Below are 26,444 nucleotides of genomic sequence, written 5' to 3'. Positions count from 1 at the left end.
AGGAGCCACCCCCCTCCTCCACCGGGCCATCCCACCCTCCTCAGCGCGGACACCCGCCCCCCCCCCCCCCCCCCCCCCCCCCGGGACCTGGGCTCTACCTCGCGGGAGCTGGGAGTTACCTCGGCGGGAGGGTCGGGAGGAGGTCGAGCGCGAGGTCGAGGATCGGGGCCGAGTGGGTGAGCGCACCGACGGACAGGTAGTCCACGCCCGTGCCCGCGACCTCGCGCGCGCGGTCGAGCGTGAGGTTGCCCGTCGCCTCGAGCTCCACCCTCGCCGGGACGCCGTCCCGCCCCTCGCGCGCCCGCACGGCCGCGACGGTGTCCGCGAGGACCGGGGTCGGCATGTTGTCCAGGAGCAGGAAGTCGGCGCCCGCCGACAGCGCCTCGAGCGCCTGCGCGGTGGTGTCGGCCTCGACCTGCACGAGCACGTCCGGGAACGTGCGGCGGATCGCCTCGATCGCGGCGCTCACCGACCCCGCGGCCACGACGTGGTTGTCCTTGACCATCGCGACGTCGTAGAGGCCCATGCGCTTGTTCGTGCCCCCGCCCGCGCGGACGGCGTACTTCTCGAGCGCGCGCAGCCCGGGGGTCGTCTTGCGCGTGTCGAGCACCTGGGCGCCGGTGCCGGCGAGCTCGCGCGCCCACGCGCGCGTCGCGGTCGCGACGCCCGACGCGCGGCTCGCGAGGTTGAGCAGCGTGCGCTCCGCCGTGAGCAGCACCTGGACCGGGCCGGTCAGCGCGGCGAGGACGCGGCCGCGGCCCACGGCCTCGCCGTCGGACGCGACGAACGTCACCTCGACGGGCGGGAGGCCGAACCGCTCCGCGACCTGTCGCGTCACCTCCTCGACCACGACGAGGCCCGCGACGACCCCGTCCGCGCGCGCCATGAGGTGCGCGGTGCCGGTGGCCGACGGCGGCACGGTCGCCTGGGTGGTCACGTCGCGCCCGGGCACGGGGCCCAGGTCCTCGTCGAGCGCCCGGGCGACCGTCTCGGCGATCCACGCCGGGTCGAGGCCCGGCTCCACGCGGGACGGGACGGCGGGCGACGCTCCGCCGTCGGCGGGACGGGCGGGCACGGGCTCGGCAGGGCTGCTCACGGTCCCCCACGGTATCGGCTCGCACGCCCGCGGCGTGCTGCTGCCCGGCCCGCTCCCGGCCGCCGCCCGCCCGCACGGTCGCGCCGCGGGCACCCGTCGCGCGGGCGCCCCGTCGCGCGGCCCCGGGGTCGCGCGTCGCGCCTCAGCGGACGAGCAGCGTCCCGTCCGCGCCGAGCGAGACGAGCACGCGCCGCTCCCACGCCGGGTCGGTCGTCGGGAAGTCGGTGCGGAAGTGGCCGCCGCGGCTCTCGGTGCGCAGCGCCGCCGCGGCGGTGAGCGCGGTCGCGACCTGGTGCACGTTCGTCGTCTCCCACTCCGCGGCCTGCGGCTGCGCGACGACGTCGCTCGCCTCGTGCGCGTCGGTGCGGACCGCGGCGAGGCGGGTGGCGGCGGCGGCGAGCCCGTCGCCGTCGCGCAGGACGCCCGGGCCCGCGGACGCGATCGACTGGATGCGCGAGCGCGCGGCCGCCGCCACGAGCGCCGACGGCCCCGGACGGTCGACCGGCTCGCCCACCTCGAGCTCGCCCGAGGCCACGCGCTCCGTGATCTGCCGCGCCGCGCGGTGGGCGAAGACGAGCCCCTCGAGCAGCGAGTTCGACGCGAGGCGGTTCGCGCCGTGCACGCCCGTGCACGCGACCTCGCCGATCGCGTAGAGGCCGTCGACGGTGGAGCGCCCGTGCAGGTCCGTCACGACGCCGCCCGAGTGGTAGTGCTGGGCCGGTGCCACGGGGACGGGCTCCTCGGTCCAGTCGAGCCCGTTCTCGGCGAGCCGCTCGGTGATCGTCGGGAAGCGCGCGCGCAGGAACTCGGCGCCGAGATGGCGGGCGTCGAGCAGCACGTGGTCGGAGCCCGTCGCGGCCATCTGCCGCACGATCGCGTGCGCGACGACGTCGCGCGGCGCGAGCTCGGCCATGGGGTGCTGCGCGGGCATGAACCGGTGGCCGTCGGTGTCGAGCAGGATCGCGCCCTCGCCGCGCACCGCCTCCGAGACGAGCGGGAGCTGCCCCTTCGCGCCGAGGCCGAGCCACAGCACCGTGGGGTGGAACTGCACGAACTCCAGGTCGCCGAGCGTCGCGCCCGCGCGCAGCGCCGCGGCGATGCCGTCGCCCGTGGCCTGCGGCGGGTTGGTCGACGAGCGGAACACCTGCCCCACTCCCCCGGTCGCGAGCACGACGGCGCGCGCGAGGACCGCGCCGACGCCGTCGCGCGAGCCCTCGCCGCGCACGTGGAGCGTGACGCCGCACGCGCGGGGAGCACGCTCGCCCGAGCCGTCGGTCGTCAGCACGTCGAGGACGAGGGCGTTCTCGATGACCTCGATGCCGGGGTCGCGGCGCACCGCCTCGAGCTGCGCGACGAGCGCCCGCGAGATCTCCGCGCCCGTGGCGTCGCCGCCCGCGTGCGCGATCCGGTCCGCGTGGTGGCCGCCCTCGCGCGTGAGGGCGATGTCGCCGTTGGCCGCCCGGTCGAAGTTCGCGCCCCGCGCGACGAGCTCGCGCACGCGTGCAGGCCCCTCGGTGACGAGCACCTCGACGGCCGTGGGGTCGCACACGCCGGCACCAGCGACGAGCGTGTCCGCGAGGTGTGCCTCGGGCGAGTCCTCGGGATCGAGCGCGGCGGCGATGCCGCCCTGGGCCCAGACCGTCGACCCGGACGACAGCTCGCCCTTGGTGACGAGCAGCACGTGCGGCACGCGCGTGCGCAGCTCGAGCGCCGCGGTGAGGCCCGCGATGCCCGAGCCGACCACGACGACGTCCGCCGTCGTCGTCCACCCCGGTGCGGGGGCGGCGAGGGACCGGGCGAGGTGGGGCGCGGACGCCCCGCCGGCCCGGGTCACGCGGGGCGCACCGCGGAGGCCACGCCGCCCTCGTCGACCCCGCCACGGAACGGGGCGAACGGCAGGCCGCTCGCCTCGAGGCCGTGGCCCGCGGGCACGAGCCCGGGCTCGTCCGAGAGCTCGACGATGCGGTTCTGCTCGTCCACGAAGACGACGTTCGGCAGGTAGGTGCGCGCGTCGGCGTCGTCGAGCATGCCGTAGGCGATGAGGATGACCACGTCGCCGGGCCGCACGAGGTGCGCTGCCGCGCCGTTGATGCACACCTGGCCCGCGCCGCGCTCGCCGGGGATGACGTACGTCGTCAGGCGCGCGCCGTTGGTGACGTCCACGACGTCGACCTGCTGGCCCGGGTAGAGGTCCGCGGCGTCGAGCAGGTCGGCGTCCACGGTGATCGAGCCGACGTAGTGCAGGTCGGCCTGCGTCACCGTCGCGCGGTGGATCTTGCCGATCATCATGGGTCGCTGCAGCGACGCCGGACGTCGCGGCGGGCTCGACGGGGTCTGCGCGGTCACGCGGTTCCTCCAGGTGCGGGGGCACGGCCTGCGGGGTCCGCCGCCCGGGTCGCGGGCGGCACGATCTCGACGGCCGTGTTGTCGATGAGACGCGTGGTGCCCACGCGTGCCGCGACCAGGAGGAGCCCGGGGCCGACGGCGCCGGGCGCCAGGTCCTCCACGGTAGCGGGATCGACGAGCACCACGTAATCGACGTCAACGCCGTCGGTGGCCTCCAGGATTCCCCGCGCCGCGGCGAGCACGGACGGCGCGCCCTCCCCCGCGGCCGCGGCGTCCCGCCCGGCGCGCAGCGCGCGGCTCAGCGCGAGCGCGTGCTCGTGCTCGGCCGGGGACAGGTACGCGTTGCGCGACGACCGCGCGAGACCGTCCGCCTCGCGCACGGTCTCGACGGCCACGACCTCCACGTCGAGGTCGAGGTCGGCGACCATGCGGCGCACCGCGAGCAGCTGCTGCGCGTCCTTCGCCCCGAACACGGCGACGTCCGGCCGCACGAGGTGGAGCAGCTTGAGCACGACCGTGAGCACGCCGTCGAAGTGCCCGGGCCGCGACGCGCCCTCCAGCACCGTCCCGATGCGCCCCGACGTCACCCGGACGATCGGGCCGTCGGCCGAGCCCAGGTCGGGGTAGAGCTCCTCGACGGGCGGTGCGAAGACGACGTCCGCGGCGGTGTCCGGGCCTGCCGCGGCGAGCAGCGCCACGTCGGCCGCGACGTCGCGCGGGTAGCGCTCGTAGTCCTCGCCGGGCCCGAACTGGAGCGGGTTGACGAAGTCCGTCACGACGACCTGGCCGTCGGCGCCCGCCTCCGCTCGCGCCCGCCGCACGAGCTCGAGGTGCCCGGCGTGCAGCGCACCCATGGTCATGACGACGACGCGGCGCCCGTGCGGGTGCTCGGCGCGCCACGTGTCGAGCGCGGTGCGCAGTGCAGCGCGCGTCGTCACGACGGCCGGGGCGTCAGATGCGTCCGCTCCGGCGTCCGGGCGGTGGGTGCTCGTCATGCTCGTCCTTCGTCGTGCGGGTCCTGCGGGTCGTGCCGGTCCTGCGGGTCGAGAGGGGCGGCGTCGAGCGCGTCGAGGAGCTCGCGCGCCGCGCGCTCGCCGAGCCGGCCGCCCGCGAGCGCGCGGTGCGTCGCGGCGCGGCTCAGCGCCCGGTACGACGGCGGCACGTCCGCGGCGTCGCTCGTCGCCGCGAGCGCGTCCAGGGCGGCGAGGTGCTCGCGGACGGTGCCGACGTCGCCCCGCGCCACCGGCCCGGTGAGCCCGAGGAGCGCGCCGGCGCCCGCGCCCGTCCCCGACTCGGCACCCGCGTCGGCGCCGCGCGTCGCGCCGTCGAGGGCGGCCGCGAGGAGCGGCGCGAGCGCGCGCCCCGGCTGGTCGACGCCCGCTGCCTCGAGCGCCTGCGCGGCCTGCGCGACGAGCACGACGAGGTGGTTGGCACCGTGCGCGAGGGCCGCGTGGTAGAGCCCGCGCGACTCCTCCGCGACGACGACCGGCTCCCCGCCGAGCTCGACGACGAGCGCCTGCCCGATCGGCAGGACCGGGCCGGGAGCGGTGACGGCGAACGTCGTGCCCTCGAGGCGCGCGAGGTCGAGCGACGTGCCGGTGAACGTCATGGCGGGGTGCAGCGCGAGCGGGATCGCGCCCGCGGCGCGCGCCGGGTCGAGGACGGCCGTCCCGTAGCGGCCCGACGTGTGCACGACGATCTGGCCGGGCTGCCACGCCCCCGTGTCGGCGAGGCCGCGGACCAGGGCCGGGAGCGCGTCGTCGGGCACGGCGAGGAGCACGAGCTCCGCGCGCTCCACGACCTGCGGGACCTCGAGGACGGGCACCCCCGCGAGGAGCGTCTCGATGCGGTCGCGCGACGCGTCGGACACGCCGCTCGCGCCCACGACCGCGTGGCCGACGGCACGCAGGGCGCTGCCGAGGACCGCGCCGACACGGCCTGCCCCGACGACGCCGACCCCGAGCCGCCCGGGACGGCGACCACCCTCCGCGGTGCTCACGCGCTCTCCTCGAGCGGGACGTCGTCGCGGCGCATCCAGAGCTCCGGCCCCGCGTGCGCGCGGGCCTCGCGGGCGCGCTCCGCCTGCGTGTCGAGGAGGCGCGCGGCGTCCCGCGCGTCGAGGTGCGACACCCGGGGCGAGACCGGCCCGGGCGTCGAGTGCACGGTGAACGACGCGACGTCGAGCCGGCGCTGCAGCGGGCCCTGCTCGAGGCCGAGCGACTGCGTGCGCTCGTGCGGCACGACGACGAGGGTGCGGAAGACGCGCCCGCCGCGCAGCAGGAGCGCGCGGTCGGTGACGGTGAAGCCGTTGCGCCGCCACGAGAAGAGGTCCAGCAGGCGCGCACGGCGCGGGGACACGACGAAGTGCTGCCCGGCGTCGAGACCGGACAGGCCCTCGTCGAGCAGGCCGCGCGGGTCCGGGGTGCCGAGGTCGGGCAGCACGAGCCACAGGGCCGCGAGCGCCTCGTCGCGCGTGCCGACGGGCAGGAGCACGCTCGTGCTGTCCGTCCCGTCGGTGCTCACGCCGTACCCGGCGACGTTGACGTCGACGCGCCACCAGTCCGGCCCGCGCCAGAACGGTCCCTGCCGCAGCCGCACGGCCTGGACGCGACCGGGCGGGATCGTCTGCGAGCGGGTCTCCAGCAGGCCGTGGCGCAGGCGGATGCCGTCGGGCGAGATGGCGGACCGGAAGCCGAACTCCCCCGTGAACCGGGAGAACAGGAACCCGCCGAAGCCGAGGACGGCGGGCAGCGCGCTGAACAGGATCCCGATCTCGCGCGTGCCGACGACGACGCCCGCGATGCCCAGCACGCCGAGGACGAGCCCGACCGTCGCGCCGGACCGCAGGAGCGACGCGACGAGCCGTCCCGGCCCGACGGCGGTCACGGGCTGCTCGGGCGCCTCCGCGACGAAGGACGGCGCGTCCGTCGAGGGGACCGTGACCTCCCCGACCGGCGTGCCGACGGTGCCGGGAGAGCCGGGGACCGGGATCGCTCCCGGGGCGCCGGGCGCCGTCGCGGCGGCCGGGCGCTCGCGCGCGACCCGCAGGCCCGCGGCGCGCGCGAGGAGGTCGTTGCGCAGCCGGTTCGCCTCCGCCTCCTTGAGGAAGCCGAGCTTCACGCCCGAGTCCGCTCCCCCGGCGACCTCGAGCTTGAGCTCCGCGAGCCCGAAGAACCGGGCCAGGAGCGGCTGCACGACGTCGACCGCCTGGAGCCGGTCGAGGCGCGCCTTGCGCTGCTGCCGGAACAGCACGCCGGTGCGCAGGTGCACCGACTCGTCGTCGACCGCGTAGCTCGTCATGCGCCACGCGACCGCCGAGTAGCCGAGCCCCACGAGGCCCACCACGAGGATGCCGAGGAGGATCATCCACCAGCGGTCGCCCTCGAGGAGGTTCTCCCCCTCGGGCAGCCCGTTGAGCGTCTGCTGGCCGACGACGACCAGGAGCACCGCGATGACCGTCCAGCCCCGCACGAGCGGGGTGACCGGGTGCACCCGGTGCCACACGAGGTCGTCGGTGGCCGGTGCGTCGTTCACAGGCCCGCCAGCCTCGCCTCGCCGCGCGACGCGAGCCGGTCGCGCAGGCGCTCCGCCTCGGCGGGCTCGAGGCCGTCGATCGTCGCGTCGGTCGACGCGGACGCCGTGTGGAGCTGGACCTGGGCGATGCCGAGCTTGCGCGCGAGCGGCCCGGCCTGGACGTCGACGTACTGCATGCGGCCGTAGGGCACGACGACGAGCGTGCGGAACATGATGCCGTGGCGGATCAGGAGGTCGTCGTCACGCTCCGCGTACCCGATCGCACGGACCTGGCGCGGCACGAGGACCGCCGCCCACAGGCCCAGGAGCGCGAGCACGCCGAGCACGAGCCACTGCCACCAGTGCGGGAAGAGGATCGCGAGCACGACGAGCGCCACGGCCGGGATCGCGAGCGTGATCCCCACGGACAGCAGGCGCGCCGTGACGAGCCGCGGCGACACGCGCGTCCACTCGATGCCGGGCGGGTCGAAGGGGCCGGTGCCGCGGGGGTCCTGGTCCCGTGCAGGGTCGGTCATGCGTCGATTCTCCCATCCCGTCCCGGTGCGGGCGGGGTCGTGCACCGGTTCGTGCACCGTGCCGGGCAGGGCGCGGGTCTCAGGCGGGCGTGCCCGCGCCCGGCGTCTCCGGATCCTCGCGCGTCACCGAGCCTTCGCGGCCCTCCCGGCCCTCGCCGCCGTCGTCGGGCGGGAGCTGGCAGAACCGCTCGGCCACGAGCCCGACGACAGCCAGCACGACCGCGCACGCGGCGGCCACCCCGGCCGCGAGGGCCCGGTCGCGGAACGCGTCGATCGACAGGTCGGGCAGCGCGGCGAGCACCTGCGCGCCGTACCAGCCCGTCAGGAGCGCCCCCGTGAGCGCGGCCGCCTTCGCGAGGACGAACGTGCGCGCCGCGCGGATCGCGTCGAGCGACGGGCGCTTGCCCTGCTGGTACGCGCGGACGGTCCAGCCCGCCCAGAACACCGCCGCCGCGAGCGCGAGGACGGTGACGTCCACGATCCACGGCACCGCCGGCAGGAGCGTGCCGCGGCTCTGGAGCAGGCGCACCACGAACCAGCCCCCGACGGCGGTCGCGACCGCCACGAGCAGCAGGGTGCGGACGGAGGTGCGCCGCATCAGCGCTCGTCGTCGCGGCCGCTGCCGGACACCGGCCCGAACGGCGGCCACGGGTCGTTCGCCGGGTGCAGCGCGGGGTCCGCGAGCGGGCCGGGGGCGGACTCCTGCCCGCTGCCCGAGACCGGGGCGAACGGCACCGACCGGATCATGCCGTCACCCGACGACGCGGCGTCGGCGGGCGGCTGCGCGGGCGGCGCGGCCGGGTGCTGCGGCACGGCAGGGTGCTGCGGCGCGGCCGGCACGGGCTCGGGCGCGTGGACCGGCGCGAAGACGGGGTGCGCGGGGGCGCCGTGCTCCGGGGCGCGCAGCGCGTCCTGCGCGGGGCCGGGTGCGGCGTCCGGGGCGTTCCCGGCGTCGGGCGCCGTCGGCTCGGGGTGCGACGGCGGCCGGTTCGACGGCCCGGGGAACGGCGCGACCGGGACGCCCGCGCCCTCGCGCGGGTCGAACGAGCCGTCGGGGACGACCGGCGGGGCCGCGCCCTCGGGCGCCACGCCCTCCGAGACGGGCGCGAAGACCGGACGGGCCGGGAGCGCCTCGCTCGGGGTCACGGTCTGCGGGAGACCGGCCGGCTGCGGCACGACCGGGGGCTGCGGCGGGGCCGGCTGCTGCTGCGGGGCCACGGGCTGCTGCAGCGCCGGGTGCGCCTCGTGCGGGGTCGCCGGCTGCTGCGCCGGCTGCTGCGGCGGAGCCTGCGGGGCCGACGAGCCGTCGGGGGCGGGCACGCCCCCGCTCGGCGTCGCCGGTCCGTCGTACGGGGCGGCGACGGGGCCGGTGTGCGCCTGCTGGTAGGGGTCGGGCGCGTCGACGGGCGCAGGCGGCGGCGCGGCGGAGTCCGTGCTGCCCGTGGTCACGGGCACGGCGCCCGTCGGGTCGGGGGCGGGGTCCGTCAGCCAGTCGAGCGCGAGCCACCGGATGCCGCCGCGGTCGGGCGCGGTCGCCGCGAGAGCCGCGACCGGGCCGCCCCCGAGGCCCGGGAGCACCGCGTCCGGGTCGATCTGCGACCACGGCTCGAGCACGAACGCGCGCTCGTGCGCGCGCGGGTGCGGCAGCTCCAGGTCGTCCGCGACGGCCGTCAGCGTGCCGTAGACGATGAGGTCCACGTCGAGCGTGCGGGGGCCCCAGCGCTCGTCGCGCACCCGGCCGTGCGCCTGCTCGACCGCCTGGCACGCGTGCAGCAGGTCGCGCGCCGAGAGGCGCGTGCGCGCGAGGAGGACGGTGTTGAGGTAGTCCGGCTGGTCGGGGCCGCCGACGGCCTCCGTCCGGGCCAGCGGTGACACCTCGGTGATCTCGAGCCCGGAGATCCGGTCGAGGTCCGTGATCGCGTCGCGCAGCGTCTGCTGGGCGTCGCCGAGGTTCGCGCCCAGCGCGAGCACCACCTCGACGAACCCGGCGGGCACGTCGTCCATCCGGTCGTGCTCGACGGGCGCGGCCGCCTCCGTGGCGTCGTGGGCCCCGGCGGGGGGCCCGTCGTGCGCCGGGGCGGGCTCGGCCGCGGCGCCGTACGGCAGGGGCTCGGCCTCGGGAGCGGCGTGCTCGACGGGCGCGGGCGGGGCGTCGCCGGGGACGGTCTCCTGCTCGCCCGACGGCGCGCCGGGCGCGACCGGCGACGCGTCGTGGTGCAGCACGTGCTCGGGGACGTCCCCCGGGACGGACCCCGCGACGAGCTCGTCGTACGACGCCGCCTGCTGCGGGTGCGCCGCGGCGTCGTCGGGCGCGGACTCCCCGTACGGTGCCTCGCCGTGCGGTGCCTCTCCGTACGGAGCCTCCGCGTGAGCCTGCTGCTCGGAGCCGGCGTCGCCGGGGGCGGCGTCGTCCCGGACGGCGGGAGCCTCGCGGGTCGCGTCGAGCGCGTCCTCCGGGGACTCGGCCTCCGCGCCGGTCTCGGCCGCGGTCCGCGGGTCCTCGCCCGGGGCACCGGCCGCGCCGGGGAGGATGCTCGGCGGCATGACGTCGGGCGCGGGCGCGAGCGGGGCCCGGTCGTCGGGCGCGGGCACGTCGCCGACGCCGTGGATGAGCGCGGGGGCCACCGACCCGACCGGGATCGGCCCGACGGGCTGCGCGTCGCGCGACTGCTCCGCACGGCGCGACAGCGGTGCGACCACGGGGACGACCACGCGGTCGCGTCGGATGACGACCTCGACGTCCTCGAACGGGACCGTGATCGGCGCCTGCGGCTTGTGCACCGCGACGTCGACGGCCACGACGTCGTCGTGCGTGAGGATCGTCGCGGCGATGCGCTCGGCGACGGTCTCGACGAGGTCGGCGGGCGACCCGGCGAGGACGGCGACGACGTCCTCGGCGACACCCGCGTAGCTGACCGTCCGGGAGAGGTCGTCCCCGCTCGCCGCGGCGCGCGTGTCCAGGTGGAGCACGACGTCGGCCCGGAAGAGCTGGCCCTGCGCCTTCTCGTGCTCGAAGACGCCGTGGTGGCCCGTCGCGCTCAGGCCCGTGAGGCGGATCCGGTCGAACGGCCGTCCGTCCGCGTCGAGGACCGCTCCTGCGAACGCTGTGGTCACGTCGTGCTCCCGTCCGGTGCTGCGTCGTCGCCCGCCGGGGCGGGTCGTCGTCACCGTGTCTCGTTGCGTGTGTCGTGCTGCGCCGGGCCGCCCGCGCCGCGGGGCCCCTCGCCCATCCTGCTAGGTCGTGGGCCGCGCCGTCGAGTCGCTCCCGGCCCTCGGTCCGTCCGCGGGCTCCGCCGCCGTCGCGTCCCCGGGGCGCACGACCTCGTCGCGGGCCCGCCCCCAGGCGGCGGCGACCCGCACGGCGTCGGCGGACGCCCGGACGGCGTGCACCCGCACGCACCACGCGCCCGACGCCGCGGCGAGGGTCGTGACCGCGGCGGTCGCGTCGTCGCGCAGGAGCGGCGGGACGGGCCGCCCGTCGGAGCGCGCGAGGAGGTGCCCGAGGAACCGCTTCCGGGACGCGCCCACGAGGACGGGCAGGCCGAGCGCCTCGAGCTCGCGCAGGCGCGCGAGCAGCGGCCAGTTCGACGACCCGGCCTTCGAGAAGCCGAGACCCGGGTCGAGCACGACCTGCTCGCGCCGCACGCCCGCCGCGAGGAGCGCGTCCACGCGCGCGGCGAGCTCGTCGCGCACGTCCGTGACGACGTCGTCGTAGTCCTCGAGGTCGTCCATGACGTCGGCGTGGCCGCGCCAGTGCATGCAGACGTACGCGACGCCCGTGCGCGCGACCACCTCGGCCATCGCCGGGTCGGCGAGACCGCCGGAGACGTCGTTGACGATCCGGGCGCCCGCGGCCACCGCGCGCTCGGCGACGACCGCGCGCGTCGTGTCGACGCTGACGACAGCGCCCTCGGCCGCGAGCGCGGAGATCACGGGGAGCACGCGCGCGAGCTCCGCCTCGACGGGCACGCGGCCCGCGCCGGGTCGCGTCGACTCCCCGCCCACGTCGAGGACGTCCGCGCCCTCGCCCAGCAGCTCGCGCCCGTGGGCGATCGCGGCGTCCGGCTCGAACCACTCGCCGCCGTCGGAGAACGAGTCGGGCGTGACGTTGACGACGCCCATGACGAGCGTGCGGCCGACGTCCGCGAGCTCCTCGAGCCCTGCGACCACGAACCGGTCCACGGGTCTAGCGCCCCAGGATGAGGCTCATCGCCTCGGCGCGCGTCGCGCCGTCGCGCATCTGGCCCCGCACGGCCGACGTGACGGTGCGCGCGCCGGGCTTGCGCACGCCGCGCATCGACATGCACAGGTGCTCGCACTCGACGACGACGATCGCGCCGCGGGGCTTGAGGTGCTCCACGAGCGCGTCCGCGACCTGCGAGGTGAGCCGCTCCTGCACCTGCGGGCGGCGCGCGTACACCTCGACGAGGCGCGCGAGCTTCGACAGGCCCGTGATGCGACCGTCCACGTTGGGGATGTACCCCACGTGCGCGACGCCGTGGAAGGGCACGAGGTGGTGCTCGCACGTCGAGTACACCTCGATGTCCTTGACGAGCACCATCTCCTCGTGGCCGAGGTCGAAGGTCGTCGTCAGGACGTCTGCGGCCTCCTGGCGCAGGCCCGCGAAGATCTCGCGGTACGCGCGCGCCACGCGGGCCGGCGTCTCGCGCAGACCCTCCCGGTCCGGGTCCTCGCCGACGGCGAGCAGCAGCTCGCGGACGGCGGCCTCCGCGCGGTCCTGGTCGTACGGCGGGACGTCCGCGGGGGCGCGCAGGCCCTCCGCCGACCGGGCCGGCGTGATCGCGCCGGTGCCCGCGGAGGCGCCCGAGGGGTTCCCCATCAGTCCTGCCCCGGCTCGCGCACGTCGGTGACGTCCGTGGTCGTGTCGCGGCCGAGCGCGCGGTCGAGCGGGCTGTCCGCGGGCACCTCGCCGATGCGCTCCGGCGGGAGCTCGTCGTTCGCGGCCGCGGCCTCGTCCTGCGGGATCACGGGCGCGCCGTTCTGCGCCGCCTTCTCGGCGTCGGTGAGCACGGGACCGCGCTGGGAGACGGCCCGCTGCTCGCTCGACAGCCAGACGTCGCGCGGGGCGCGCTTCTCGACGGGGGAGAACACGCGCGCGAGCTCGGCCTGGTTCAGCGTCTCCTTCTCGAGGAGCTCGAGCACGAGGGCGTCGAGCACGTCGCGGTACTGCGTGAGCACCTCCCACGCCTCGTCGTGCGCCGCCTCGACGAGCTTGCGGACCTCGTGGTCCACCGTGCCCGCGACCGACTCCGAGTAGTCGCGCTGGTGGCCCATGTCGCGGCCGAGGAACGGCTCGCCCGAGCCGGAGCCGAGCTTGATCGCGCCGACGCGCTCGCTCATGCCGTACTCGGTGACCATCTTGCGCGCGATCGCGGTGGCCTTCTCGATGTCGTTCGAGGCGCCCGTCGTCGGGTCGTGGAACACGAGCTCCTCGGCGACGCGGCCGCCCATCGCGTACGCGAGCTGGTCGAGCAGCTCGTTGCGCGTCGTGGAGTACTTGTCCTCGGTCGGCATGACCATCGTGTACCCGAGCGCCCGGCCGCGCGGCAGGATCGTCACCTTGGTGACGGGGTCCGTGTAGCGCATGGCCGCCGCGACGAGGGCGTGGCCGCCCTCGTGGTACGCGGTGATCTTCTGCTCCTTGACGTTCATCACGCGCGTGCGCTTCTGCGGACCGGCGATCACGCGGTCGATCGCCTCGTCGAGCGCCCGGTCGTCGATGAGCTGCGCCCCGCTGCGGGCGGTGAGGAGCGCGGCCTCGTTGAGCACGTTCGCGAGGTCGGCCCCGGTGAAGCCGGGCGTGCGGCGCGCGACGGCCGCGAGGTCGATCTCGGGGACGATCGGCTTGCCCGCGGCGTGCACCCGCAGGATGGCCTCACGACCCTTGAGGTCGGGCGCCTCGACCGCGATCTGACGGTCGAAGCGGCCCGGGCGCAGGAGCGCCGGGTCGAGGATGTCCGGGCGGTTCGTCGCGGCGATGAGGATGACGTTCGTCTTGACGTCGAAGCCGTCCATCTCCACGAGGAGCTGGTTGAGCGTCTGCTCGCGCTCGTCGTGGCCGCCGCCCATGCCGGCGCCGCGGTGGCGACCGACGGCGTCGATCTCGTCGACGAAGATGATCGCGGGCGAGTTCTCCTTGGCCTGGTTGAACAGGTCGCGGACGCGGCTCGCGCCGACGCCGACGAACATCTCGACGAAGTCCGAGCCGGAGATCGAGTAGAACGGCACGCCCGCCTCGCCGGCGACGGCGCGCGCGAGCAGCGTCTTGCCCGTGCCGGGAGGGCCGTAGAGCAGGACACCCTTGGGGATCTTGGCCCCGACGGCCTGGAACTTCTCCGAGTCGGAGAGGAACTCCTTGATCTCGTGGAGCTCCTCGACCGCCTCGTCGGCGCCCGCGACGTCCGCGAACGTCACCTGCGGCGTGTCCTTGGAGACGAGCTTGGCGCGCGACTTCCCGAAGCCCATGACGCGCGAGCCGCCGCCCTGCATGCGCGACAGCAGGAACCAGAAGAGCACGCCGATGATGAGGAACGGGATGAGCAGCCCGAGCAGCGAGGACCAGAACGAGGGCTGCGCGACCTCGGAGTTGTACCCGTCCTTCGGCTCCGCGGCGACGACGGCGTCGACGACCGCCTCGCCCTGCGGCTGGACGTAGTAGAACTCGACGTTCTTGCCCTTGTTCTCCTCGGTGTCCGTGCCCTCGTCGACGACGTAGTCCTCGGACAGCGTGAGACGCACGCGCTGGTCGCCGTCCACGATGAGCGCCTGCTCGACCGTGTCGCCCGAGAGCAGCTCGAGGCCCGCGGACGTGTCGATGCGCTGGACCGTGGGGCGCGACAACGTCGCGAACGCGATCCACAGGATCACGAGGCCCAGGACGATCCAGACGATCGGCCCACTGAGAATCTTCTTGATGTTCATCGGCGACGGGGCGTGCGCCCCGGATCCCTCCGCTCGCGCAAGTGTTCGGGCTCGAAACTACACTCTGGACCTTGACGCCTGCTGGGGATCTTCCCTCTGTTCGCCCAGGGCGTGGTCCGTGCTCCCTGAGCAGCTCCCTGGGCGGCCCGCGCGGGCGCCTCGCCCGCCGCGGCCCGGCTCAGCTCGAGTAGACGTGCGGCGCGAGCGTCCCGACGAACGGCAGGTTGCGGTACTTCTCCGCGTAGTCGAGGCCGTAGCCCACGACGAACTCGTTGGGGATGTCGAAGCCGACGTAGCGCACGTCGACCTCCGTCTTCGCGGCGTCGGGCTTGCGCAGCATCGCCGCGATCTCGACCGACGCCGGCCCGCGCGAGCGGAGGTTCGACAGCAGCCACGAGAGCGTGAGGCCCGAGTCGATGATGTCCTCGACGATGAGCACGTTGCGACCGGTGAGGTCGGCGTCGAGGTCCTTGAGGATGCGCACGACGCCGGACGACTTGGTGCCCGAGCCGTACGACGACACCGCCATCCAGTCCATCTCGACGTGGCTGTGCAGGCGGCGCGCCAGGTCCGCCATGACCATGACGGCGCCCTTGAGCACGCCGACGAGCAGGAGGTCCTTGCCCGCGTAGTCACGGTCGATCTGCGCGGCGATCTCGTCGAGCCGCGCACCGAGCTGGTCCTCGGTGAGCAGGATGTTCTCGAGGTCGCCTGCGACGTCCGATGCTTCCACGGGGGTCACTCCTGAGCTGGGGGGAGGTGGGTGGTGCCGGCCCGGCGCGTTGGTCCGGGGCCCAGGGAAAGCCTGCCACACGCGCGCGACGCCCTGCGGTCGCCCGGGAGGTGCACCGGCCCCTGGCCGCGCCACGCGGTGACGAGCGCGTCGAGCGCGTCGACGTGGACGGCGAACAGGTCGCTCCCCGGGCATCCCGCCCGCAGCGCCGCCGAACGCAGGGCGCGACGCCGCAGGGCCGGGTGCGCGGCGGCGAGCGGCTCGACGTCGAGCACGACCGTCGCGCCGGGCGCCGCTCCCCCGCCGGGGCGGGAGTCCCCGTCGAGGCCGGGGTCAGCGCCGCGGCCGGGGTCAGCACCGGGTGGGACGAGCGCCGCCGCGAGGAGGTCCGCCGCGAGCGCGTCGAGGAGGTCGGCGTCGTCGCGCAGGAGGTCGGCGCTGCGCGCGAGCGCGGGCACCGCCCCCGGGCCGAGCACGTCGACGAGCGTCGGCACGACCCGCCCGCGCACCTGCGAGCGCAGCGGCGGGCCCGTGTTCGTGGGGTCGTCCCACCAGTCGAGCCCGAGCGTGCGGCACACCGCCTCGGTCTGCGTGCGCCGCAGGGCGAGGAAGGGCCGCCGGTACGCACCGCGCCGCGGCGCCATGCCCGCGAGCGAGCGCGCACCCGCCCCGCGGGCGAGGCCGAGGAGCACCGTCTCGGCCTGGTCGTCCAGCGTGTGCCCCAGGAGCACCGCGGCGGCCCCGCGGGTCGCCGCGGCGTCGTCGAGCGCGGCGTACCGGGCCGTCCGGGCGTGGGCCTCCGGGCCGTCGCCCGCCGTCGGGACGACGACGCGGCGTACCTCCACCGGGTCGAGCCCGAGGTCGAGGCAGCGCGCGGCGGCGGCCGCCGCGACGGCGGCGCTGCCGTCCTGGAGCCCGTGGTCGACGACGACGGCGCCCGCCCGCAGCCCGAGGCGCGGTGCCACGAACGCCGTGGCGGCCGCGAGCGCCGTCGAGTCCGCGCCGCCGGAGCAGGCGACGAGCACCGTCGCCCCCGGGGGCAGGTCGGCGAGCGCGCCGCGCACGGCGTGGCGCGCAGCGGCGACGACCGGCGCCGGCCCGCCCACGGCTCAGCCGTGCACGCGGCGCACCCAGGCGCGCGCGTCGGCGATCTCGCGGGCCGTGGGCAGGTTCTCCGGCGACGCCCAGACGGCGTTGAAGCCGTCGCGCCCGACCTCCTTCTCGACGGCGCGGACGAACGCCGCCCCGTCGCGGTACTGGGCGATCTTGGCGTCCATCCCGAGCAGGCGCCGCAGCACGACGTCGAGGCCGGAGCTGCCCTCGCCGTCGCGCCGCGCGTCGAACTTGCGGCGGATGCTGCGCACCGTGCGCACGGTGCGGGGCCCGACGGCGTCCATCGCGACGTCCGCGTGGCCTTCCAGGAGCGCCATGACGGCCGTGACGTCGGCGAGCCGGTCCTGCTCCTCGGGCGTGAGGAGACCGTCGAGGAGGGTCGTGCCCTCGCCGCGCACCGCGTGCAGGACGGCGCGCCCCACCGCGACGAGCTTGTCGCGCAGACGGGCCTCGGCGAGGCGCCGCGACGACGCGGAGAGCTCGGTGAGCAGGTCACCGGCGCGCGTGCGCAGGTGGTCCGCGAGCCACGGCGCGGCGGCGAACTGGAGGGCGTGCGTCTGCTCGTGGAGGCACACCCAGAGGCGGAAGTCGGCGGGCCGCAGGTCGAGCGCGCGCTCGACCTGGAGCACGTTGGGCGCGACGAGCACGAGCCGGCCGGGGCCGGCCCCTGCCGCCGCCTGCCCGCTGTACGGGTCGAACTGGCCGAGGACCCGGCTCGAGAGGACCGCGAGGACCGACCCCACCTGCGCGGCGCCGACGAGGGCCGTCGCCTGCGGCACCCGCCCGCTCTCCCCCACGAGCGCCTCGGTGACGCCCGTGGTGAGCGCCGCCATGATCTCGGTGTTGGCGCGCGCCCAGCGCGGCCGGTCCACGACGTGCACCGTGCCCAGCGTCTGCGAGGTCCCCGCGACGGGCGTCATGCGGGTCACGTCGAGCACGTGCGGGACGGCCTCGCCCGCCGCGGTGCGCAGCCCTTCGACGAGGTCGGCCAGCTCGGCGCGCGACGCCTGCGGCCCCGGGCGCGCGAGGCGCCCGGCGATCTGCGCGGCGGCGGACCAGTCGACGACCGACCGGTCGCCGCGCGACGGGCCGTGGGGACGGCCGCCCTGCTCGACGAGAGTCACCGGCCCACGGTAACCCGCTCGTCGCGAGGTGGGCGGGGTCCGCGAGGTCGAGGGGGCAGGCGCAACGCACGGCCCGACGCACGGCACCGGAACCGGGAGCGCACACCAGGCCGTGGCGCGGCCCGTCAAGCGATGCAGCCGCACTCCGCGAGCGACGCCACGAAGTCGTCGAGGATCAGGCGCGCGCCGTAGGTGCCGCCATCCGGGACGGCGTCGGCCATGAGGGAGAACACGAGGAGGCGGTCGTCGGCGGTGACGACCGTCCCGGCGAGCGACGTGACGTTCGGCAGGCTGCCGGTCTTCGCGCGCACGACGCCGCGGCCCGCGTTGGCGAGGTAGCGCTCGTCGAGCGTCCCCGACAGCCCCGCGACGGGCAGTCCCACCGCGCCCGGCCGCAGCCGCGGCTGTGCGGGGTCGGCCAGGAGGCCCACGACCTCGTCGAGCTGCGCGGGCGTGACGACGGAGCCGTCGCCGAGGCCCGACAGGTCCGCGAGCGTCGCGCCCGTGAGGTCGACGCCGAGGCCCTCGACCGCCGCCCGCACGGCCTGCGTCGCGCCGGCCCCCGAGCCGGGCAGGCCCGCGTCGAGCGCGACGACCCGGCCGACGACCTCGGTGATCGTGTTGTCCGAGTGCTGGAGCAGGTACGCGACGACGTCCCCGAGCGGGGCGGACTCCACCTCGCCCACCGTGCGCCCCTCGCTCGGCGCCGGGGCCCGCACGACGTCCCCGGAGACGGTCACGCCCTCCTGCGCGAGCGCGGCCACGAACGCGTCGGCCGCGGCGAGGGCCGGGTCCTCGGCGCGCGGCGCGTACTCCTCGTCGGTGAGGCGCGCGATGTTCACCGCGAGCGCGGCGACGGGCGCGACGTAGCCGTTGCGCACGCTGGCCGGGTCGACGGTCGGCGCGACGGCAGGCCCGGTGAACAGGGTGTCGTCGAGGCGCAGCGAGACCGTCGTGCGCCCCGTCAGCCGCAGCTCGCCCGCGACCTGCGCGGCCAGGTCGCCGAGCCCGGCCCGGCCGTTGACCGCCGTCGGGTCCCCGGCGCCGGCCGCAAGCATCATGTCGCCCCCGCCCACGAGGTACACCGTCTCCTGACCCTCGAGCACGGCACGGGTGGGCAGCGTGGTGTGCGCTCCCGGCGAGGTGAGCGCCGCCGCGGCGGTGAACGTCTTGAGGGTCGACGCCGGGACGTGCCCCACGTTCTCGCCGCTGGAGCCCAGCACGTCGCCGGTCGTCGCGTCGGTCACGAGGACGCCCACGCGCGGGCCGAGCCGCGTGTCCGCGACGAGCGCGTCCACGAGAGCCTGCACCGCGCCGGTCGCGGGGACCGGCGCCGCGTCGTCGAGCGCCGGCAGCTCGACCTCGAGCGGCGGGGCGGCGACGGCGCCCGGAGCCTGCGGGAACGGCGGCGGCTCGGGGACGGGCGGCTCGAGCGTCAGCACCCCCGGGACGACGTCGTAGGCGTCCGCCGCGGCGTACCCGCCCGCGAGCGCGAGCACCACGCCGACGGCCACGCCCGTGCGCGTCGCCCAGCCCATACCTCTCCCTCGCTCCGCCCCGGCCGCCGGGGCGCGTCGTCCGTCCGCCCGTCCCGACCGGTCGCCGGTCGTCCGACCCTGCTCCGGGGCCGCGGGCACGTGCGCATTATCACTCACGGCGTCGCCCGCCCAGGGCCGTACGGACTCTTGTGGGCGGACGTCCCGTGTCACACTAGTTCCCGCACGACGGCGTCGTCCGTCGATCATCCGACACCAGCCACCGCCCGAGCGCCGCGGTGCCGGTACGACTGGAGGAAGCAGTGGAGTTCGACGTCACGATCGAGATCCCCAAGGGGCAGCGCAACAAGTACGAGGTGGACCACGCGACCGGTCGCATCCGCCTCGACCGCATGCTCTTCACCTCGACCCGCTACCCCGACGACTACGGGTTCATCGAGGGGACGCTCGGCGAGGACGGCGACCCGCTGGACGCCCTCGTGCTGCTCGAGGAGCCCACGTTCCCGGGCTGCCTGATCCGCTGCCGCGCGCTCGGCATGTTCCGCATGCGCGACGAGGCCGGCGGTGACGACAAGGTGCTGTGCGTCCCGACGGGCGACCAGCGCGCCGCGTGGCGCCAGGACATCGACGACGTGTCCGACTTCCACCGCCTGGAGATCCAGCACTTCTTCGAGGTCTACAAGGACCTCGAGCCCGGCAAGTCCGTCGAGGGCGCCCACTGGGTCGGCCGCGCCGACGCCGAGGCCGAGATCGAGCGCTCCCTGCAGCGCGCCATCGACTCCGGGTACCACACGCCGGGCCACTGACCGGCACGTCCTCTCGTACGACGGCGGCCGCTCACCTCGCGAGGTGGGCGGCCGCCGTCGTGCGTCACGGGCCCGGTGCGGTCACCGCGGACCAGCTCGGGCCGGGCAGGCCTGAGGGCGGGACCGGGCAGGGGTACGGCCCGGGCTACGGCCGGCCCGCGTACGGCATCGCGTCGGCCCAGCGCATCGCGACCTCGTGCACGGGGCTCCCCGGCTGCCGCGCCTCGATCATCATCCCGCCGCCGGTGTACATCGCGACGTGGCGGATGGTCGACGGGTTCGACGTGTCGTTGGCATAGAAGATGAGGTCGCCGGGCCGGAGCCGGTCGTAGGAGATCTTCTGCACACGCTGGTACTGCGAGCGCGACGTCCGGGTGATGTCGACCCCCGCGGCGGCCCACGCGCGGGACGTGAGGCCCGAGCAGTCGTAGCCCGGCCCGGTGCCGCCGAACACGTACGGCGCGCCGATCTTCGTGCGCGCCCACGCGACGGCGGCCTGGCCCTGGGCGCCGTTCCCGACGCCCGTGCCGGGCGGCGGCGTGACGACGGGCGGCGGGGCAGGAGTGGGCTGAGGCGCCGGAGCCGGGGCTGGCGCTGGGGCGGGAGCCGGCGCCGGCGCGGGAGCGGGGGCCGGAGCCGGTGCCGGGGCGGGAGCCGGGCTCTGCGGGGCCGGGGCGGACGGCGCGGCCGGGGCGGACGGCGCCGCCGCCGGCGTCCCCGCAGCGGGCGGCGCGACCCGCTCCCGGGCCGCGCTCTCGCGCGCGCTCGCGGCCTGGGCGTCGAGCGCGTCCTGGCGCTCCCTCTCGACGTCGACGCTCGTGGCGCGGGCCTGCGCGAGCTCGGCCAGGAGCGTCTCGCGGCGTGCCGCCGACTCCTGCACAGCCTCGTCGAGCGCCCCGGAGGAGACCTGCGCGACGGCCAGCGCGTCGCGCGCGCGGTCCTCGACCTCGGCCTGGTGCGCGAGCGCCGCGTCGGCCCGCGCGCGGGCCGTGTCCGCGACGGCGCGCGCCGTCGCGTGGGTCTCGACCGCCCGACCGGCGGTGCGGCCCGCGACGCGCTCGGCGTTCTCGCGCGCGACGACCTGCTCCACGCCGTCCGCGTCGAGGACCGCTCGCAGGGCGTCGAGCTCCGTCGAGCCCTGGCGCGACGCGCGGAAGAGGGCGCCGACGGAGGCGTGCGCGTCGGACTCGCCAGACCGGGCCGTCGCGAGCGCCGCCTGGGCGTCGCGCACCTCGGCGTCGGCGGCCTCCAGCTCGCCCTGCGCCGCGGCGTACTCCTCCGCCGCCGTCTCGACCGCCGCCACCGCGGCGGCGTGCCGGTCGCGCAGGGACGCCAGCTCGCGCTCGACCGTCGCGACGTCGCGCGAGGCCCCGTCAGCGGCCTCGCGCGCAGCGCGCACGTCGTCGTCCGACGGCGCCGAGGAGGCGCTCGGCGCGAGGCCGACGCCGACACCGAGCGCGAGGACGAGCGCTCCGGCGGCTCCTGCCACGACGACGCGGCGGCGTGGCGCGCTCCGGGTCACGCGGTTCATCAACCCCTCCTCGGCGTGTCTCGTTGACAGCACTCGCACGAGTCTGCCCGGAAGGTCCGCTCCGCGCGATCCGAGCAGTCGGAGCGTTCTCACAATGTGGTCTCGCATGGTGAGAAGGCACTACCGGGTCGCCGACGACGCGCCTAGCCTCGGCCTCATGTCCCGTCGAATGTGTCGCTGACCCGAGCGCACGTTCGCCTGCCCGCGAGCCGTCGTCGACGACGCCCTCGCCGCGGCATCCCGTCCCGCGTGCGCCTCTCGCCGCGGTCGACGACCCCCGTCCCCGCCGCACCCGCCCCGGTGCACCCGCACGCCGCCGTCCCACCCCACCCGCAGGAGAGCAACCATGAGCACCGACAACGCCCCCGCCTGGTCCTTCGAGACGCGCCAGGTCCACGCCGGCCAGACCGCCGACCCGACGACCGGCGCCCGCGCGCTCCCGATCTACCAGACCACGTCGTTCGTCTTCCCGGACGCCTCGGTCGCGGCCGACCGCTTCGCGCTCAAGGACCTCGGCCCGATCTACACGCGCATCGGCAACCCGACGCAGGAGGTCGTGGAGAACCGCATCGCCTCGCTGGAGGGCGGCGTCGGGGCGCTGCTCCTCGCGTCCGGGCAGGCCGCGACGACGTTCGCGATCCTCAACGTCGCCGAGGCGGGCGACCACGTCGTCGCGTCGCCGAGCCTGTACGGCGGCACCTACAACCTGCTCCAGTACTCGCTCGCCAAGCTCGGGGTCGAGACGACGTTCGTCGTCGACCCGCACGACCCGCAGGCGTGGCGCGACGCCGTCCGCCCGAACACCAAGCTCTTCTTCGGCGAGACGATCCCGAACCCGCAGGCCGACGTGCTGGACATCGAGGCCGTCGCGGCGGTCGCGCACGAGGTCGGCGTCCCGCTGGTCGTCGACAACACGGTCGCCACCCCCTATCTGCTGCGTCCGCTCGAGCACGGGGCGGACGTCGTCGTGCACTCCGCCACGAAGTACCTCGGCGGCCACGGCTCCGCGATCGGCGGCGTGATCGTCGACGGCGGCACGTTCGACTACGCGGCGCACCCGGAGCGGTTCCCGAACTACAACACGCCCGACCCGTCGTACAACGGCCTCGTCTACGCGCGCGACCTCGGGGTGGACGGCATCCTCGGGGCGAACCTCGCGTACGTGCTCAAGGCGCGCGTGCAGCTCCTGCGCGACCTGGGCTCGGCGATCTCGCCGTTCAACGCGTTCCTCATCGCGCAGGGCATCGAGACGCTCTCGCTGCGCGTCGAGCGCCACGTCGCCAACGCGCAGAAGGTCGCCGAGTGGCTCGAGGCGCGCGACGACGTCCGGACCGTCCACTACGCGGGCCTGCCCTCGAGCCCGTGGCACGCGAACGCGCAGAAGTACCTGCCGCGCGGCGCGGGCGCGGTCCTCGCGTTCGAGCTCGACGGCGGCAGCGAGGCCGGCCAGGCGTTCGTCTCCGCGCTGCAGCTCCACTCGAACGTCGCGAACATCGGCGACGTGCGGTCGCTCGTCATCCACCCGGCCTCGACCACGCACGCCCAGCTCAGCCCCGAGGAGCAGGCGAAGTCCGGCGTGACGCCGGGCCTGGTCCGTCTGGCGGTCGGCATCGAGCACGTCGACGACATCCTCGCCGACCTCGAGCTCGGGTTCACCGCCGCCAAGTCGGCGCTGGGCTCCTGACCGGCCGGCGACGGGCGCGACGATGACGGATCTGGACAGCCGGGGCGCCCTGGGCGCCCCGGCCGTACAGTGGCCGACGGTGACCCCGGTGAACGACGAGCTCCTCTCCCCCGCTCCCGACGCCCGCTCCGGCGCGCGGCCGGGCGACTCGTCGACGCACGGCGTCGCGCCGTCGCGCGCGCGGGTGAAGGCCCCGGTCCCGGCGACCGGGGCGTGGCGCCCGGGCGACCCCGTGGGCCGGCGGCGCTTCGCCGACGTCGGCACGTTCGACCTCGAGTCCGGCGCCCGCCTGCCCGACGTCCGGGTCGCGTACGAGACGTGGGGCACGCTCGCGCCCGACGGGTCGAACGCCGTCCTCGTGCTGCACGCCCTCACCGGCGACTCGCACGTGAGCGGCCCGGCCGGACCGGGGCACGTGACCGCGGGCTGGTGGGAGTCGCTCGTGGGGCCCGGCGCCCCGATCGACACCGACCGCTGGTTCGTCGTCGCGCCCAACGTGCTCGGCGGCTGCCAGGGCACCACCGGACCGGCCTCGCCCGCGCCCGACGGCCGCCCGTGGGGCAGCCGGTTCCCGCGCGTCACGACGCGCGACCAGGTGGCGGTGGAGATCGAGCTCGCCCGGACGCTCGGCATCACGTCGTGGGCGTTCGTCGTCGGCGCCTCGATGGGCGGGCACCGCGTGCTGGAGTGGGCGCTGCTCGGCCCCGAGGCGGGGGTCGACGTCGTCTCGCTCGCCGCGATCGCGACCGCCGCCCAGACCACCGGCGACCAGATCGCCTGGGCCCACCCTCAGCTCGGCGCCGTGCGCGCCGACCCGGGCTTCCGCGGCGGCGACTACTACGACGCCGCGGACGGCGACGGGCCGCACGTCGGGCTCGGCATCGCCCGGCAGATCGCGCACGCCACCTACCGGTCCGCGCGTGAGCTCGACGACCGCTTCGGCCGGCTCCCGCAGGGCGGCGAGGACCCGTTCACCGACGGCCGCTACGCGGTGCAGTCCTACCTCGACCACCACGGCGACAAGCTCGCGCGCCGGTTCGACGCGAACTCGTACGTCGTGCTCACCGAGTCGATGCTCACGCACGACCTCGGGCGCGACCGGGGCGGCGTCGAGGAGGCGCTCGCGCAGATCACCGCGCACGCGCTCGTCGTCGCCGTCGACACCGACCGGTTGTTCCTCCCCGCCGACTGCGCTCGCATCGCCGCCGGCATCCCCGGCGCCGAACCCCTGCGGACGCTCACGAGCGACTTCGGGCACGACGGCTTCCTCATCGAGTTCGACCAGCTCGGACCGATCGTCGCCGACTTCCTCGGCGAGCGAGCGCGCGTTCGGGACTGACCCGCACGTCGGGCGGGCAGGTCCCGAGGCGGGCCCCGTGGTCGGAGCGCGGGCCGGACCGTAGGTTGGTCCCATGCTCGCCGCCTACGCCGACCGCACCGACCCTGACGACCCCCTGGCCGGCCTCGTGGTCGGGGACCGCCCCGAGCCCGAGGCGCGCGAGCACTGGACCACGGTCGACGTGCGCGCCGCGTCGCTCAACCACCACGACCTCTGGTCGCTGCGCGGCGTCGGGCTGCCCGCCGACCGCCTGCCCATGATCCTCGGGACCGACGCCGCGGGCGTCGCCCCCGACGGCTCCGAGGTCGTCGTGCACGCCGTCGTCGGTGCGGACGGGCACGGCGTCGGACCCACCGAGCGCCGTTCCCTGCTGTCCGAGCGGTACCCGGGCACCCTCGCGGAGCGCGTCGCCGTCCCGACCCACAACCTCGTCCCCAAGCCGCCCGAGCTGACCTTCGTCGAGGCCGCGTGCGTCCCGACGGCGTGGCTCACCGCCTACCGCATGCTGTTCACCGCCGGTGGTGCCGCTCCCGGGGACCGTGTGCTCGTGCAGGGCGCCGGCGGCGGCGTCGCGACGGCGGCCGTCGCGCTCGGCGCCGCCGCCGGCCTCGAGACCTGGGTGACGTCCCGTTCCGCGGCGAAGCGCGCCGGAGCGGCCCGCCTCGGCGCGGCCGCGACGTTCGAGCCCGGCGCCCGGCTGCCCGCACCCGTCGACGTCGTCGTCGAGACGGTCGGGCAGGCCACGTGGCGCCACTCGCTGCGGTCCGTGCGGCCGGGCGGCACCGTCGTCGTGGCGGGCGCGACGAGCGGCGACGCGTCGCCCGCCGAGCTCTCGCGCGTGTTCTTCCACGAGATCCGCGTGCAGGGCGTGACCATGGGCTCGCGCGACGACCTCGCCGCGCTCCTGCGGTTCCTCGCGCGGAGCGAGGTGCGCCCCGTCGTCGACCAGGTGCTCCCCCTCGCGCGCGCCCGCGACGGCCTCGCCCGCCTCGCCGCGGGAGAGCACTTCGGCAAGGTGGTGCTCACGCCGTGACGGCGCCGACCTGGGCGCCCGACGTCCTCGGGGCAGGGTTCGAGCAGCGCACCGTCGAGCTGGAGCCCGACGACGAGGGCGACGTCGTCGTCACGGTCGTCCGGTACGTCCCGCCGACGGAAGAGCCCTTGCGCCCCGCGCGCGCGGTGCTCTACCTCCACGGCTGGAGCGACTACTTCTTCCAGACGGAGCTCGCCCAGACCTGGCACGGGCTCGGCGCCGCCTTCTACGCCGTCGACCTGCGCAAGTACGGTCGCAGCCTGCGCCCGCACCAGACCCCCGGGTACGCGGACCACCTCGAGGAGTACGACGCCGACATCGCCGCCGCGCTGGAGGTCGTCCGGGAGGACCTCGGTGCGCACGCCGCGATCATGCTCATGGGGCACTCGACCGGCGGCCTCGTCGCCGCGCTGTGGGCGCACCGGCACCCGGGCGTCGTGCGTGGCCTGGTCCTCAACAGCCCGTGGCTGGAGCTCCAGGGGTCGTCTGTCGCGCGCACCGTCTCCGGCCCCGCCATCCGGCAGCTCGCGCGGTTCCAGCCGCGCGCCCCGCTCCCGAACGTCGATCCCGGGTACTACGCCCGCACGCTCCGCGACCGGGAGGACGGCACGTGGACGATCGAGGACGCGTGGCGTCCGGTCCCGTCGTTCCCCGTCCGGGCGGGGTGGTTGCGCGCGATCATCTCCGGCCACGCCCGCGTCGCCGCCGGCCTCGCGATCCACTGCCCCGTCCTCGTGCTCCTCGCCGAGAGGTCGCTGTTCAGCACCCGCTGGACGGAAGACATGCGCGCCGCGGACATCGTGCTCGACGTGGAGCCCCTCGCCCGCCGAGCCTCGCACCTGGGTCGTGTCGTGACTCTGGTGCGTATCCCCGGCGGCATGCACGACCTGTCGCTCTCGGCGCCCGAGCCCCGGGCCCGGTTCTTCGCGGAGATCGTCCGCTGGTCGGCCGCGTACGGGTGGTCCTGAGCAGCGATCGTCCGCTCTCGCCGACCCGTGCGACCGTTCGTGCGGGCCGACGACGGCCCAGGACGTGCCGGCATCGGCTCGTCCGTCGTGGTGTGTGGGGGTATGCGGAAATGCCGAAGGCCCACCCCGTGTGGGGTGGGCCTTCGGTGAAGGGTTGTCCGGCGGCGTCCTACTCTCCCACCCC

Annotated in this window: 20 protein-coding genes and 1 pseudogene; 5 read left to right on the top strand and 16 right to left on the bottom strand. The window is 76.2% G+C overall.

All coding sequences use genetic code 11. From position 1 onward, the window contains the following. Window positions 1–115 precede the first annotated feature (115 nt). From ACZ4MO_RS11430 to dacB, 15 genes and pseudogenes are all read right to left on the bottom strand, one after another. Window positions 116–2,930: pseudogene (locus tag ACZ4MO_RS11430) on the bottom strand (L-aspartate oxidase). Continuing rightward, window positions 2,927–3,397, bottom strand: coding sequence for an aspartate 1-decarboxylase (gene panD / locus ACZ4MO_RS11425; RefSeq protein WP_167405761.1), 471 nt, complete (start codon window positions 3,395–3,397; stop codon window positions 2,927–2,929). The pseudogene ACZ4MO_RS11430 and the gene panD overlap by 4 nt, the downstream one beginning before the upstream one ends. 41 nt (window positions 3,398–3,438) lie before the next feature. Continuing rightward, window positions 3,439–4,437, bottom strand: a complete 999-nt coding sequence (gene panC / locus ACZ4MO_RS11420) for a pantoate--beta-alanine ligase (protein ID WP_175009019.1) — start codon at window positions 4,435–4,437, stop codon at window positions 3,439–3,441. Then, complete coding sequence (locus ACZ4MO_RS11415; RefSeq protein ID WP_175009020.1) at window positions 4,434–5,441, bottom strand: DUF2520 domain-containing protein; 1,008 nt, start codon at window positions 5,439–5,441, stop codon at window positions 4,434–4,436. Before ACZ4MO_RS11415 ends, panC begins: the two co-directional genes overlap by 4 nt. Next, the gene (locus tag ACZ4MO_RS11410) at window positions 5,438–6,976 is read right to left on the bottom strand and encodes a PH domain-containing protein (RefSeq protein WP_175009021.1); all 1,539 of its coding nucleotides are present in this window, start codon (window positions 6,974–6,976) and stop codon (window positions 5,438–5,440) included. The genes ACZ4MO_RS11415 and ACZ4MO_RS11410 overlap by 4 nt, the downstream gene beginning before the upstream one ends. Further along, window positions 6,973–7,491, bottom strand: coding sequence for a PH domain-containing protein (locus tag ACZ4MO_RS11405; protein WP_074808275.1), 519 nt, complete (start codon window positions 7,489–7,491; stop codon window positions 6,973–6,975). The genes ACZ4MO_RS11410 and ACZ4MO_RS11405 overlap by 4 nt, the downstream gene beginning before the upstream one ends. A 79-nt stretch (window positions 7,492–7,570) precedes the next feature. Continuing rightward, window positions 7,571–8,089, bottom strand: coding sequence for a DUF3180 family protein (locus ACZ4MO_RS11400; protein WP_175009022.1), 519 nt, complete (start codon window positions 8,087–8,089; stop codon window positions 7,571–7,573). Further along, a complete protein-coding gene (gene folK / locus ACZ4MO_RS11395; RefSeq protein WP_255437232.1) occupies window positions 8,089–10,605 on the bottom strand; it encodes a 2-amino-4-hydroxy-6-hydroxymethyldihydropteridine diphosphokinase in 2,517 nt (838 codons plus the stop codon). Before folK ends, ACZ4MO_RS11400 begins: the two co-directional genes overlap by 1 nt. Window positions 10,606–10,725: 120 nt before the next feature. After that, window positions 10,726–11,613 (bottom strand): dihydropteroate synthase, encoded by an 888-nt coding sequence (folP, locus tag ACZ4MO_RS11390; RefSeq protein WP_175009052.1) that lies wholly within the window; start codon window positions 11,611–11,613, stop codon window positions 10,726–10,728. Window positions 11,614–11,677: 64 nt separating this feature from the next. Beyond that, the gene (folE, locus tag ACZ4MO_RS11385) at window positions 11,678–12,331 is read right to left on the bottom strand and encodes a GTP cyclohydrolase I FolE (protein ID WP_255437233.1); all 654 of its coding nucleotides are present in this window, start codon (window positions 12,329–12,331) and stop codon (window positions 11,678–11,680) included. Beyond that, window positions 12,331–14,433 carry an ATP-dependent zinc metalloprotease FtsH gene (gene ftsH / locus ACZ4MO_RS11380; protein WP_074808291.1) on the bottom strand — a complete coding sequence of 701 codons (2,103 nt, stop codon included), beginning with the start codon at window positions 14,431–14,433 and terminating at the stop codon, window positions 12,331–12,333. Before ftsH ends, folE begins: the two co-directional genes overlap by 1 nt. A 178-nt stretch (window positions 14,434–14,611) precedes the next feature. Further along, on the bottom strand, window positions 14,612–15,175 hold the full coding sequence (hpt, locus tag ACZ4MO_RS11375; protein ID WP_499278913.1) for a hypoxanthine phosphoribosyltransferase: 564 nt from the start codon (window positions 15,173–15,175) through the stop codon (window positions 14,612–14,614). After that, window positions 15,172–16,272 carry a tRNA lysidine(34) synthetase TilS gene (tilS, locus tag ACZ4MO_RS11370; protein ID WP_175009023.1) on the bottom strand — a complete coding sequence of 367 codons (1,101 nt, stop codon included), beginning with the start codon at window positions 16,270–16,272 and terminating at the stop codon, window positions 15,172–15,174. Before tilS ends, hpt begins: the two co-directional genes overlap by 4 nt. Window positions 16,273–16,275: 3 nt before the next feature. Further along, entirely contained in the window at window positions 16,276–17,403 is a 1,128-nt protein-coding gene (locus ACZ4MO_RS11365; protein ID WP_499278912.1) for a zinc-dependent metalloprotease, read from the bottom strand. Window positions 17,404–17,528: 125 nt separating this feature from the next. Further along, window positions 17,529–18,941, bottom strand: a complete 1,413-nt coding sequence (gene dacB / locus ACZ4MO_RS11360) for a D-alanyl-D-alanine carboxypeptidase/D-alanyl-D-alanine endopeptidase (RefSeq protein ID WP_499278910.1) — start codon at window positions 18,939–18,941, stop codon at window positions 17,529–17,531. A gap of 260 nt (window positions 18,942–19,201) precedes the next feature. On the opposite strand from dacB, the gene ACZ4MO_RS11355 reads away from it, so the two are divergent. Continuing rightward, window positions 19,202–19,705 carry an inorganic diphosphatase gene (locus ACZ4MO_RS11355; RefSeq protein WP_034655165.1) on the top strand — a complete coding sequence of 168 codons (504 nt, stop codon included), beginning with the start codon at window positions 19,202–19,204 and terminating at the stop codon, window positions 19,703–19,705. A 145-nt stretch (window positions 19,706–19,850) separates the two neighbouring features. Here the strand turns inward: ACZ4MO_RS11355 and ACZ4MO_RS11350 are convergent, their stop codons facing one another. After that, complete coding sequence (locus ACZ4MO_RS11350; protein WP_175009026.1) at window positions 19,851–21,236, bottom strand: NlpC/P60 family protein; 1,386 nt, start codon at window positions 21,234–21,236, stop codon at window positions 19,851–19,853. Window positions 21,237–21,582: 346 nt separating this feature from the next. Between ACZ4MO_RS11350 and ACZ4MO_RS11345 the strand changes: the two genes are divergently transcribed. The 4 genes from ACZ4MO_RS11345 to ACZ4MO_RS11330 all read left to right on the top strand — a co-directional run bounded on the left by ACZ4MO_RS11345 (window position 21,583) and on the right by ACZ4MO_RS11330 (window position 26,260). Further along, entirely contained in the window at window positions 21,583–22,920 is a 1,338-nt protein-coding gene (locus ACZ4MO_RS11345; RefSeq protein WP_074808308.1) for a bifunctional o-acetylhomoserine/o-acetylserine sulfhydrylase, read from the top strand. 22 nt (window positions 22,921–22,942) lie between these two features. Beyond that, window positions 22,943–24,259, top strand: coding sequence for a homoserine O-acetyltransferase MetX (metX, locus tag ACZ4MO_RS11340; RefSeq protein WP_175009027.1), 1,317 nt, complete (start codon window positions 22,943–22,945; stop codon window positions 24,257–24,259). A 73-nt stretch (window positions 24,260–24,332) separates the two neighbouring features. After that, complete coding sequence (locus ACZ4MO_RS11335) at window positions 24,333–25,292, top strand: zinc-binding dehydrogenase (protein ID WP_175009028.1); 960 nt, start codon at window positions 24,333–24,335, stop codon at window positions 25,290–25,292. Next, complete coding sequence (locus ACZ4MO_RS11330) at window positions 25,289–26,260, top strand: alpha/beta fold hydrolase (RefSeq protein WP_175009029.1); 972 nt, start codon at window positions 25,289–25,291, stop codon at window positions 26,258–26,260. Before ACZ4MO_RS11335 ends, ACZ4MO_RS11330 begins: the two co-directional genes overlap by 4 nt. The last annotated feature ends 184 nt before the right edge of the window (window positions 26,261–26,444 follow it).

It is taken from the genome of Sphaerisporangium cinnabarinum, assembly GCF_055567015.1.
This window is presented reverse-complemented; position numbering and strand designations above follow the sequence as displayed.